The following is a 12,705-nucleotide window of genomic DNA, read 5'->3' on the forward strand; positions in this document are numbered from 1 at the left end:
ATTTACTCTGAAGTCAGGACGTTTTTGATGACATTTAGTACCTGTCACCCACCGATTTTTCGTCTCATTATTAGAACTTCAGATTCTGAAAGTCTTTCACCAAGTTTAGTCATTTTATGACTAAAAGATCGGCGATTTTGGTTACCTTTTTGTGACTAATCCCACTTTATATGCAGAAAGTTGCAAAAAAATAGCCTTCAATTCTGTAATTTTTTTTCTTTTCGGTGGCGAATTCTACCACTGAATGAATCCAATATCACTGTTTAAGAATTGTCTTAGGACAAGGTTTTATCGAGAAATATTAATTTTTTGGATCGAAATAAATGGACTTGAAAGTTTCGGTTTGACTATAATAAGTTTCACATCGAAACTTAAAATAAAAACTTAAATGTCGAAACGAAACACTCAATTAAGAAGACACGCCATTTCTAACTTGGTTTCTGAACTAGGAGAAGTCAGCGTTGATGAACTTGCTCAGAAATTCGAAACCTCAGAGGTCACGATTAGAAAGGATTTAGCTTCTTTAGAGAAAAACGGCCAACTTCTACGCCGCTATGGCGGTGCGATTGCTATCCCAAAGGAAGTCATTCACGAAGAATTGGGCGCTAATGTTTCGACTCGAAAGTTAAGCTTAGCAAAAGCAGCAGCATCATTGATTCGCGATCATAATCGCATCGTGATCGACAGTGGCAGCACGACTGCCGCGCTGATTCAACAGTTGAATGACAAACGTGGCTTAGTGGTCATGACCAACTCGTTGCATGTTGCTAACGCCCTAAATGAATTAGAGAGCGAACCGACACTGCTGATGACTGGCGGTACTTGGGATACGCACTCAGAGTCCTTTCAAGGCAAAGTGGCCGAATCTGTATTACGAGCTTACGACTTTGACCAACTATTCATCGGTGCGGATGGCATCGATCTCGAGCGTGGAACCACGACATTTAATGAGTTGGTTGGCTTAAGTAAGGTAATGGCAGAAGCGTCACGTGAAGTGATCGTAATGATCGAGTCCGAAAAAATCGGCCGTAAGATCCCAAACTTAGAGCTCGCTTGGCATCAAGTTGATGTGTTGGTGACCGATGCAGATATCCAAGCAGAGCATAAAGTACAGATTGAACAACATGGCGTGAAAGTCATTTGCGCCTAATAATGTAATCAGTTTCATATTTTACTTCCCTCTGGATAAAGGCCTTTGCTTGCTGCCTCTATTTGAAATCATGGCTAGGGAAGAACAAAACTACAAACGGAGATAAACACATGTGTGGAATCGTAGGTGCAGTAGCACAACGAGATGTTGCAGAAATTTTGGTTGAAGGTCTACGCCGCTTAGAGTACCGCGGTTACGACTCTGCTGGCGTTGCGGTTGTTGATGGCGAATCAAACCTAACGCGCGTTCGTCGCTTGGGTAAAGTACAAGAATTGGCTGATGCAGTAGAAGAAGCAAAAGTGATCGGCGGAACTGGTATTGCGCACACTCGTTGGGCGACGCACGGTGAACCTTCTGAAATCAATGCTCACCCACACATGTCTGGTGATATCGCAGTGGTCCATAACGGCATCATCGAAAACCATGAAGAGCTGCGTGAGCTGCTTCAATCTCGTGGCTACGTGTTTGAATCGCAAACGGATACAGAAGTTATCGCACACATGGTTGAGTGGGAACTTCGTACTTCAGAAACGCTATTAGAAGCGGTACAAAAAACAGCAAAACAACTTGAAGGCGCATACGGCACGGTAGCGTTGGATCGCAAAGACCCATCTCGCATCGTAGTAGCACGTTCAGGCAGCCCGATCGTGATCGGTTTTGGTGTAGGTGAAAACTTCCTAGCGTCTGACCAACTTGCATTACTTAACGTTACGCGCCGTTTCATGTACCTAGAAGAAGGGGACGTAGCAGAAATTACTCGCCGTGAAGTCACTGTGTTTGATGCAACGGGTGAGCCAGTTGAGCGTGAAATTGTTGAATCTAATGCAGAGCATGATGCAGGTGATAAAGGCCAATACCGTCACTTCATGCAAAAAGAAATCTATGAGCAACCTAAAGCGTTGATCAACACAATGGAAGGTCGTATCACGTCAGATTCTGTTGTGACAGACGCGATCGGTGTGCACGCGGCAGACATTCTAAGCAAAGTAGAACACGTACAAATCGTGGCGTGTGGTACGTCTTACAACGCAGGTATGACGGCACGTTACTGGTTTGAAGACATTGCAGGCGTTAGCTGTGATGTAGAAATTGCGTCTGAATTCCGTTACCGCAAGTTTGTGACTCGTCCAAACAGCCTTCTTATTACGTTGTCTCAGTCTGGTGAAACTGCAGATACGTTAGCAGCACTTCGCCTAGCAAAAGAGAAAGGTTACATGGCGGCGATGACCATCTGTAACGTAGCGGGTTCCTCTTTGGTTCGTGAATCAGATTTTGCATTCATGACTCGCGCTGGTGTTGAAATCGGTGTGGCTTCAACCAAAGCGTTCACGACTCAACTTTCTGCACTACTTATGTTGGTAACGGCACTGGGTAAAGAGCAAGGTCGCATTAGCAAAGAGAAAGAAAAAGAGATTGTTGAAGCGCTACACGCACTTCCTAAGCAAATCAACGCGGCACTTTCTTTCGAGAAAGAAATTGAAGCACTAGCAACGGATTTTGCAGACAAGCACCACACATTGTTCCTAGGCCGTGGCGAGTTCTACCCAATCGCGATGGAAGCGTCTCTAAAACTGAAAGAGATCTCGTACATCCACGCAGAAGCGTACGCGGCGGGTGAACTGAAACACGGTCCTCTGGCTCTAATTGATGCTGACATGCCAGTTGTTGTGGTTGCACCAAGCAACGACCTACTTGAAAAGCTAAAATCAAACGTTGAGGAAGTACGTGCGCGTGGCGGTCTTCTGTATGTATTCGCAGATGCAGACGCAGGCTTCGAAGGCGATGAAACAATGAAGATCATCACGATGCCTCACGTTAGTGAAATCACGGCGGCGATCTACTACACCATCCCTATGCAGTTGCTGTCTTACTACGTAGCACTGATCAAAGGTACGGACGTAGACCAACCACGTAACCTGGCGAAAGCGGTGACGGTTGAGTAATTACGCTTAACAGCAAAAATCCAAGCGGCACATGCGAGAGTATGTGCCGCTTTTTTATTTAAGCCCACTTTAAGGGGGTGAGTTATTGACCCAACTGGTGAGCGGTTAGAATTGCAGAGTAGACATTTTCTGCCGTCACTGGGAATGGCATATTGTGGATAGTTTCTCCCTCGGCCGTTGAGGCTTCGGCGACCTCGCGCAACTTAGCGTGGTTAAGCTCTTTAACGCCCATATCAAATAAGTTGGTTGGTAGACCTACAGAGCGGCAGAATGCAAGAACCGTATTAATCTCTTCCATCGCTGCGTTTTCTAGTACCAGCTGAACTAGTGTGCCGAACGCGACTTTCTCACCATGATAGAGATGATGACACTCTTCAAGCTTAGTTAGGCCGTTATGAATAGCGTGAGCACCCGCTAGACCACTGCTTTCAAAACCGATACCGCTTAGGTATGTATTGGCTTCAATAATGTTTTCTACCGCTTTGGTGCTCACACCATTTTCTACCGCAGCTTTTGCTTTTACACCATCTTCAAGCAAGGTTTCATAGCAAAGTTTCGCAAGCGCTTGTGCTGAACGCGTCGCTAACCCACCAGCCATTGTTGCCTTACCGGAAGTCATGTTGGCACGAGCTTCAAAGTAGGTGGAAAGCGCGTCGCCCATCCCCGATACAAGTAAGCGAACAGGGGCTTTGGCGATGACTGACGTATCCATGATGACCATGTCTGGGTTTTTAGGGATCATCAAATATTCTGCAAATTCACCTTCAGGTGTGTATATCACCGCAAGCGCTGAGGTTGGCGCATCAGTCGAGGCAATCGTAGGAACCACCACGACAGGAATTTTGGTGTAAAACGCAACAGCCTTTGCTGTATCTAACGTTTTACCACCACCAATACCGACAATGACATCGTGTTTTTGAGTGGCACAAATGTCCGTGATGCGTTCAATCTCAACGCGCGAACATTCGCCACCAAAAATGTTCATAGTGAGTGGAAGCTTTTCGTCAGCAAAACTTTGTTTGACGTCATCACCAACCAGGTTAGTCACGAACTCATCGGCAATTACTAACGGACGTTCACCCAATGTTTTCACATAGTGAGCGATAGATGTAAGTACTTGTTCACCTTGGACGTATTTGCTTGGGCTGATAATAATTTTGTCCATAATTCAAACCTTTAACCTTTTTTGTGTGTGTTTTGGAGTGCAATGAATATCCATTGTAGGGATAAGGTTTATATTAGGTTTGGTGTGGTAAGTGGTGAAGGATATCTCTGGTTTTGTTCCATGCTTTTATGACCTCTGTGTCAAACCGACTGTCAGAAGTAATAAGCATCAGCATGCTTTATAGCGACGATCACTATTCAGGAAAATTTGTCGTTTTTCGTTTCATATTGAAACAATAATGCCGAAGTTTTTGTTTCAATATGAAACAGATTGATTTTTGTTGAGCACGCTTTTTCTCTGTTTAAGATGAATTCATACCCTACATAAAAATATAAATGGAATGAGATAGAACGATGAAAAAGTTAATTAACCAAGTCGATGATGTTGTATTGCAGCAAATGGAAGGCCTGGCATTGTCCCGCCCTGAGCTAAAAGCGAACTACGAGCCTCGTTACATGTGGCACGAGGAAACGCCGGGGCAAGTGGCACTGGTTTCTGGTGGTGGCTGTGGTCATGAACCTTTGCACGCTGGTTTTATTGGTAAAGGCATGCTGACAGGCGCCTGTCCTGGTGAGGTGTTTACTTCACCAACGCCAGATCAAATGTACGAATGTGGCAACCAAGTGAATACTGGTGAAGGCGTGCTATTTATCATTAAAAACTACACCGGAGACGTGTTGAACTTTGAAACGGCCGTGGAGTTGCTTCATACCGATGGTATCAAAGTTGGGTCGGTGTTGGTGGATGACGATGTTGCAGTCAAAGACAGCCTATACACCGCTGGTCGCCGTGGCGTTGCTGGAACGGTATTGGTTGAAAAGTTAGTTGGGGCTGCCGCGAGCAAAGGTTATTCGTTGGAGCAATGTGAAGCGCTGGCTCGTCGCGTTAATAATCACTGTCGTTCATTTGGCGTGGCGCTTAATGCTTGTGTTGTACCCGCAGCAGGTAAACCATCTTTTGTTCTGGAAGATGATGAAGTGGAGTTTGGTGTTGGTATCCATGGTGAACCAGGTATCAAGCGAGTGAAATACACCGATGTCGATACGTTAGTGGATGAAATGTTTGCTGAAGTTGCTGAAAACACACCTTATCAGCGCACATTGCGTATTTGGAATCGTGACGAAGGTGAATGGGATGAAGTGGAATCCAGCATTGAGCCTTTCGCCGCTGAACACGACTATATCGTGATGGTGAATGGTATGGGTGGTACGCCAACTTCAGAGCTTTACGGAGTGTACCGCCGTCTGGCTCATAACTGCGAGCAAGCAGGGTTCCATATCGTGCGTAATATGGTTGGTAACTTCTGTACGTCACTCAATATGGAAGGCGTTTCGATTACGTTGCTGAAGGCAGACAAAGAGATGTTGGAGCTGTTTGATGCTCCTGTCGATACGGCTGCGATCAAGTGGTAAGAGGGGGGAGCAAACATGCAAATTGAAAAACAACATATCGTTCACTGGCTAGAGTTATGTGCAAAAACGTATCAAGAGAATCAAGATTTTCTGACCGACCTTGATCGTGATATTGGTGACGCAGACCACGGTCTCAATATGAACCGTGGCTTTAAAAAAGTCGCGGAAAAACTGCCGCAATTTGCGGACCAAAATATCGGCAGCATTCTCAAGAATACGGGCATGACCTTACTTTCTAGTGTTGGTGGGGCAAGTGGCCCGCTGTATGGCACGCTGTTTATTCGCACGGCTGCCGCTGTCGGAACTCGAGAGCAATTAACATTTGAAGAGTTAGTGGATGCACTAAAAAGCGGTGTGGATGGCGTAGTGTCTCGTGGTAAAGCGGAACTGGGTGATAAAACCATGTGTGATGTTTGGTTACCCGTTTTAGTTAGCGTGAAGGCGTCGTTAGAAAATGGCATGAGCGCCGATCACTTACTGAATGAAATGGTTGAGCTAGCAGAAACGAGCGCGGTTGCCACGATTGAAATGTTGGCGAAAAAAGGGCGAGCAAGCTATTTAGGTGAACGTAGTATTGGCCATCAAGACCCCGGTGCAACCTCTTCTCTGTTAATGATTAAAGCACTACAGCAGGCAATAGCAGGTAATTAAGATGGTGGGAATTGTAGTTGTATCTCATAGTCGTCGACTTGCAGAAGGGGTGGCAGAACTTGCCACCCAAATGACGCAAGGCAAAGCCAAGCTTGCGATTGCTGCTGGGATTGATGATCCAGAGAACCCGATCGGAACCGATGCCATTGCCGTGATGGAAGCGATTGAGCAGGTACAAGATCAACAAGGGGTTGTTGTGTTGATGGATCTTGGCAGCGCGTTGCTTAGCACGGAAATGGCTCTGGATCTGGTTGATGATCATGTGAGGGAAAATGTCACCCTTATCTCGGCACCTATTGTTGAAGGGACCATGGCGGCGTCGGTGGCTGCTGCTGCCGGGCTACCTTTATCGACGGTAGTCGAAGAGGCACAGAATGCGTTAAGCGTAAAACGAGAGCATCTTGGTGATCAGCCACTAACATCCGCTGAGATAGCGCCAGTATCAGAGAACTTTGAGCAAGAACGGACATTTGATTGGGTAGTGCAAAATCCGCATGGATTACATGCTCGTCCCGCTGCGGCCATTGTTGGTGCACTCGCGCCTTTCGACTGCCAATTATGGTTGAAAAAAGGCGAGCGCCGTGTGAACGCGAAAAGCTTGAACAGCATTGCGAAACTTGGCGTTCGTAGTCAAGAGACGATCACCTTATGCGCACTTGGACCTCAATCCAGTGAAGCAATCAAGGCATTTGAAGCCTTAGCTAGTGAGCACTTCGGAGAAAAAGAGGCGGTTGAGCAAGGCATTATCGAACCTGAAGAAAGCTCGGATACTCTGCTCGATGGCATGACCTCAAATCAGATTGAAGGTGCTGTTGTTGGTATTAGAGTCAATGACGGTATCGCTACTGCTCCTGCTGTCCTTTTTACTCATGAAATGCCAGCAGTGCCTGAACGTGATTTCCAAAGTGAACAAGATGAAATTGAACGGGTTAAGCGTGCGATAGGCGTGGTTGTTCAACATTTGCAGGAGCAAGCGAAGCAGCCGAAAGGGGAAATATTTTCCGCTCATAGCATGATGCTCAGTGACCCAGAATTATGGGCATCGGTCGAGTCGCGAATTCAAACGGGCATGATAGCCGAGCAAGCTTGGGTAGAATCACTGCAAACGTTGGCCAAAGAGTTTCGCCAGGCAGAAAGTCAGTACATGCGGGAACGCGAAGCAGATGTGCATGATATAGCACGCCAAGTTATGGTCGAAATGACAGGCGTAACGCCTAATGCCATCGACATTCAGGAACCGAGTATTTTGTTGGCCCGTGACCTTATGCCTTCTGATGTGGCCGGGCTTGATAAATCTAAAGTGCTTGGTATCTGTTTGAGTGAAGGAGGAAAAACCTCTCACAGTGCGATTCTTGCTCGTGCGATGGGGATTCCTGCCATCGTTAAAGCTCAGGGTTGTCTTGATGCTGTGCGTGCTGGGCAAGTGGTGACTATTGATGGCTTTCGAGGGCATTTATGGTTCTCTCCTTCAGATGCCATACAACAGGAATTAGAAGCGCAACAAATTGAGTGGCAAAGCACCCGACAAAGTGCACTAGCGAGTGCTCAGCAAGCCGCAGTCACCTGTGATGGTGTCCATATTCCAGTATTCGCCAATATTGGTGGACCGAAAGATATTGATGATGCACTAACATCAGGAGCTGAGGGCATTGGTCTATTTCGGACTGAGTTTCTATTTCAAAACAGTGATGAGTTGCCAACTGAGGAAGCGCAATATCAAGTCTATCGTGATATTGCCGCCGCACTTGGTGATAAGCCACTTACGATTAGAAGTTTAGATGTTGGCGGTGACAAGCCTTTAGCCGCTTATCCTATGCCATCGGAAGATAATCCATTTTTAGGTTTGAGAGGGGTGCGGTTGTGCCTTCAACATGAGTCATTGTTTACCGCCCAACTTCGAGCCATTCTGAGAGCCTTTCACGAGCAACCGAATATTCAATTGATGATACCGATGGTGGCCCAGGTTGAAGAAGTGAGAAAAGTAAAAGCGCTGTTGGCACATCAAGCAAACCAACTTGGCTTGGATGCGACTCATTTACCTGTCGGTATTATGATTGAAGTACCAGCCGCGGTGTTGAATGCTGATGCGTTAGCACAAGAAGTCGACTTTTTCTCTATCGGCACCAATGATTTGACTCAATATGTTATGGCCGCCGATCGAGGTAACGCCGCTGTTGCTGAATTGGTGAACTACTTTGAACCATCGGTACTAAAAGCCATTGAGCTCACGTGTGCAGCAGGCGATCGCGCGGGCATACCGGTTAGTATGTGTGGTGAGATGGCTAGCGATCCAAATGCCACAGAAACATTGCTTCGCGTGGGGTTGCGAAAATTCAGCGCCAGTTCGAGTATGCTCCCGGGACTAAAAGCGCAGATTCGTCAGTTGTCTGTCGATGTTTAATCGATACCTTATCGTTAGTACATCTGTACCGGCGTGCTTACGCCGGTTTTACTTTTGTTATAGGAACGCCAATTCACGACTTAATACAGCTTCATTTGCTCCTGCAGCCCAAACTTATTAATTTTTCTCCATAAGGTCGTGCGGCCAATTTGCAATGCTTTCGCCATATCATGCATTTTGCCATCACACTGATTCCAAGCCTGAACGATAGCTCTTCTCTCGGCTTCTTCTAACGTGATTACTGGCGTATTTTCTGCGGTATGGCGAGAATTCAGTTTAATGTCTTCAGGAATATCGTTCAGCTTGATTAAGTTGGAACTGCGGTTAAGCAAAATTCGCTCAGTTCGATTTCTTAATTCGGAGTTATTGCCTGACCAACGAAAATTCATCAACGCTTCCAGTGCGACTGGCTCTATCGAGATCGTCACATTGTGGCGGCGTTCGTAATGGCTGATAAGCTGCTGGACGAGAAATTCAATGTCTTCTTTACGCTTTCGTAGTGGCGGAATATGCAGCTCGTTCGAGGAGATTTCATAATAAAGTTGCCGACCAAATGAGCGCTGAGTGACATACTCGCTGATCTCTGAAGCGGTGCTCGTAATAAGTTGAAAGTCTACGGGGATCAATCGCAAACTGTCGCTGCGGCTGACGAGCCCAGTTTTTAACAACTTAAGTAACACGGCTTGTAAATCGGGCGACAGATATTCCACCTTCTCTAAAAAGAGCGTACCGCCATGGGCGAGTTCAAACTTAGAAGGCATGCCTTGCCCTTCGTCGTAGCCTAGGGTTTCTTTGACCAGTTGCTCTGTATTGATGGAGCGGCAGTTGAGCGTAATGAACGGCCCTTCTTTGTAGGTGCTTTCGTTATGAATCGCCATGGCGAGAGTGGCTTTTCCTACACCTTCTTCACCCGTAATTAGAATCGGTGATTTGGACTTTATGGCCCGTTTTGCCACGGTAATGACATGCTTCATTTTTCGTGAAATGACGGGCAAAGTGCTGAACGTATAGCGCGCACTGCCACCTATTTGTTGTTGAGCAAGTTCGCGAATTTTATCGATAGGGTGCAAGAACAATAAGTGTGTGCCGTCGTTGAGTGGACGCAAGGTGATGATCGCCTCAACAAACTCGCCACGAACCTCTACCGTTGTGAGTTTACGGTTTATGCTCGCACCTGACTCAATACTAGTAAGGACATTCGGTGGGAAGCGCAAAACAGAAAAGACTTCTTTATCCAAGACCTGACTGGCTTCAATGTTTAACAAGCGCTCGGACTGGTGATTTACCATGGTTATACGGCTTTCTTCATCCCAGGCCAGAAGGCCGTCATCCATGCATTCTAACGTTGCGTTGTGCGCACAAGTAAGGCGGTTCATGTTTTCTTGTTCCGACTGAATGTGGATTTGCAAGCTGACTTCTTTCGCGCTCGACGCGATGATGACTAAGTCTTCTTTCTTATAGCTTTCCGCTTTTCTGAAAAGGCATGTTGTACCGCGTAATTTGCCAAATTGGTCAAAAACAGGCGCCGCTACAGAGGCATAAGAGTGCAAGTGGCGATTGAAATGTTCGGCAGCAAAAACTTCACACGGGATATGAGTGTTGATACAGAGATTGACTGCATTTGTGCCTATCTTTCCTTCGGAGAGAAAACAGCCTTGTTTTATGCCGAGCGTTTGCATCTCTTGTCGCATAGAGTCGTGCCCGACGGTGGAGAGAATACAGCCGTTGCCATCGGTTACCATCAATACCAGGTCTTCGTCACCAAGCATATCGTACGTATCTTCAAGTACGGTCGTGGCGCATTCGATGAGATGTTCGTTGCGCTTCATTAGAGATGAGAAGGTAAATCCAGAGGCAATATGTGGTTTTGACCAGGTGTAAGGGCTGCATTGCTTTATGCAACGCTCCCACGACTCGAGGACGGGAGTGCGGGAAAATTCTGGAGATACCCAGTGGTGTTTCTGGAAAAACTCCCACTTAGTTTTAGTGTCTTCGATTGAAAGCATGCGATACCGTTTCAATACTAGCGATAGATTGGTCTGATGTTACAGAGACATCGGAATATGGACTGTGATGGCTTTCACGCACGTTGTATAGAAGAATGTGCAAAAAGAGGGGCGAGTTGAGGAGGCTTCCTTGCCAGTTTTTCGATTAAAAAGGGCTGTCTTTGCCGAGCTCATTGCAAATCTCGACAATGGCAAGTGAGAGCCCTGACTTAATGATTTGTTGTTGACGTTGCAGTTGTAGCTGATAAAACTCAAGGTCGATGTCGTCATCTGGTTCGCTGACTTCCAGTTGTACCATGCCCATTTTCTTCACCAAGTGCAGTTTCTTAATTGGTTCTAGAATATTCGGGTCAGTGAATTCGTAATCTGAAGCGTCACTATTGAGTTGGTTTTTGAGTTTGATGATGTCTTCGATGTCGTGGTAAATGTCATCGGGGAGCACTCCCAAGCCAAACAATAACTTCAAACGAACAGACAGATCGCCCAGTGGTCCAGAGTCTTGTAGCAGCGGACCGACAACCGATTGAACAGCGAAGTTATCTTTACGAAAGATTCTTTGCACCAACCCGTCGATCGAATCGTTAAAAACGTCGACTGCTGCAATGAAAAAGCCTCGTACCGATGGTGCGCTGTTTAATCGCTCAATGATCTCGGTTTCGTTGATGTTATCTGCCATATACTGAATACATTTCTAATTATTAGCTATCCCAACTCTTCATGGAGATGGATATAGAAGGGGAGCCAAGCTCCCCCAGGTAAATCAAAGTTGGTTGTAAAGTGTCTCGATTTGAGCCACTTCATCGCTGTCTTCTGCAAGACCTGTGTATGTCGCTAGCGTCTTCTTCACTCCCACTTCTTTTAATGAGTTTTGTAGCTCTACGGCTTGTGGGTCAGTGTCGTTAGTGTACTTCAACGCAGCGGCAATGCCTTTCAAAAGTGTTTGATTTTCAGTGCCATACTCAATTGTACCGAGTAAAGGCTTCACTAATCTATCGTTTGCACCTAATTTACGAATTGGTTGACGACCTACGCGATCAACCTCATCCACTAAGTATGGGTTGGCAAAGCGTCCTAGAATCTTCTCGATGTAAGCATTGTGCATGTCACGGTCGAAGCCGTAACGTTTGATCAACACCTCACCACTCTCTTGCATCGCCTGTTTTACTTCAGCATGAATACTTGGGTCTTCAATCGCTTCACGAATTGTACGATGGCCTTTCAAGCAACCTAGGTAAGCGGTAATGCAGTGGCCTGTATTGAGAGTGAATAGCTTGCGTTCTACGAATGCCATTAGGTTGTTGGTTCTTTCCATGCCAGCTATGTCAGGGATTTCGCCCTTGAATTGCTGCTCATCCACAATCCATTCGCTAAAGCTCTCTACCGTCACTTCTAGTGGGTCATCGTTCGCTGCTTCTGCTGGTGGCACGATGCGGTCTACCGCTGAATCGACAAAGCCAACCAATTCGTCTGCTTTCGCGTGCAATGATTCATCCAAGTGTTTGTACACTTCACCTTTTAGGTGTGTGGTGCCACGAACCATGTTTTCACACGCGATGATGTTCAATGGCTTATCGTTACCTGCTGCAAAGCGCTTAGCTATGCCGGTAGCGATGGTTTTTGCAATGATGTCCAGTACGTTAGGGCCAACCGCTGTTGTGACCAAGTCGGTTTTTACAATGCGGTCAATGACATCTTCACTGGCTGAGTTTACCGCGGTGACGTGAGTTACTGTGTCGATTTGGCACTCAGTACCGACCACTTTTACTTTGTATTCTTGCTTGTGACTCAGTTGATCGACGAGTGGTGCGTCTACATCTGCAAATGTGACCTCGACTTCTGCATCTGCTAATAGTTTACCGATGAAGCCACGACCAATGTTACCTGCGCCAAAATGAACTGCGTTTTTCATAATTCTTACCTACCAATGTCTAAAATGTTGACTTACGAAACTAGGGGGAGGCCAACCGCATAGGGGGT

General features: G+C 46.3%; 9 protein-coding genes. 5 read left to right on the forward strand and 4 right to left on the reverse strand.

Annotated elements, in window-relative coordinates:
- Positions 1 to 388: 388 nt before the first annotated feature.
- Positions 389 to 1,150 carry a DeoR/GlpR family DNA-binding transcription regulator gene (locus R7F64_RS07965; RefSeq protein WP_005379701.1) on the forward strand — a complete coding sequence of 254 codons (762 nt, stop codon included), beginning with the start codon at positions 389 to 391 and terminating at the stop codon, positions 1,148 to 1,150.
- 110 nt (positions 1,151 to 1,260) lie between these two features.
- Entirely contained in the window at positions 1,261 to 3,093 is a 1,833-nt protein-coding gene (gene glmS, locus R7F64_RS07970; protein ID WP_005379702.1) for a glutamine--fructose-6-phosphate transaminase (isomerizing), read from the forward strand.
- 82 nt (positions 3,094 to 3,175) lie between these two features.
- Here the strand turns inward: glmS and R7F64_RS07975 are convergent, their stop codons facing one another.
- Positions 3,176 to 4,258 (reverse strand): glycerol dehydrogenase, encoded by a 1,083-nt coding sequence (locus R7F64_RS07975; protein ID WP_005379703.1) that lies wholly within the window; start codon positions 4,256 to 4,258, stop codon positions 3,176 to 3,178.
- 353 nt (positions 4,259 to 4,611) lie between these two features.
- On the opposite strand from R7F64_RS07975, the gene dhaK reads away from it, so the two are divergent.
- The 3 genes from dhaK to ptsP are packed head-to-tail and all read left to right on the forward strand — an operon-like array spanning position 4,612 to position 8,722.
- Complete coding sequence (gene dhaK, locus R7F64_RS07980) at positions 4,612 to 5,670, forward strand: dihydroxyacetone kinase subunit DhaK (protein WP_258490716.1); 1,059 nt, start codon at positions 4,612 to 4,614, stop codon at positions 5,668 to 5,670.
- Positions 5,671 to 5,685: 15 nt separating this feature from the next.
- Positions 5,686 to 6,321, forward strand: coding sequence for a dihydroxyacetone kinase subunit DhaL (dhaL, locus tag R7F64_RS07985; RefSeq protein WP_053304323.1), 636 nt, complete (start codon positions 5,686 to 5,688; stop codon positions 6,319 to 6,321).
- A 1-nt stretch (position 6,322) separates the two neighbouring features.
- Positions 6,323 to 8,722 carry a phosphoenolpyruvate--protein phosphotransferase gene (gene ptsP, locus R7F64_RS07990; protein ID WP_205390705.1) on the forward strand — a complete coding sequence of 800 codons (2,400 nt, stop codon included), beginning with the start codon at positions 6,323 to 6,325 and terminating at the stop codon, positions 8,720 to 8,722.
- Between the two features lie 80 nt (positions 8,723 to 8,802).
- Here the strand turns inward: ptsP and dhaR are convergent, their stop codons facing one another.
- The 3 genes from dhaR to R7F64_RS08005 form a co-directional block, all read right to left on the reverse strand.
- Positions 8,803 to 10,728 carry a dihydroxyacetone kinase operon transcriptional regulator DhaR gene (dhaR, locus tag R7F64_RS07995; protein ID WP_262635426.1) on the reverse strand — a complete coding sequence of 642 codons (1,926 nt, stop codon included), beginning with the start codon at positions 10,726 to 10,728 and terminating at the stop codon, positions 8,803 to 8,805.
- Positions 10,729 to 10,873: 145 nt separating this feature from the next.
- The gene (locus R7F64_RS08000) at positions 10,874 to 11,404 is read right to left on the reverse strand and encodes an MltR family transcriptional regulator (protein ID WP_005379708.1); all 531 of its coding nucleotides are present in this window, start codon (positions 11,402 to 11,404) and stop codon (positions 10,874 to 10,876) included.
- Positions 11,405 to 11,488: 84 nt separating this feature from the next.
- A complete protein-coding gene (locus R7F64_RS08005; RefSeq protein ID WP_005379709.1) occupies positions 11,489 to 12,637 on the reverse strand; it encodes a mannitol-1-phosphate 5-dehydrogenase in 1,149 nt (382 codons plus the stop codon).
- Positions 12,638 to 12,705: the final 68 nt, after the last annotated feature.

The sequence above is a fragment of the Vibrio sp. Vb1980 genome, from assembly GCF_033338615.1.
GTDB lineage: Bacteria > Pseudomonadota > Gammaproteobacteria > Enterobacterales > Vibrionaceae > Vibrio > Vibrio alginolyticus.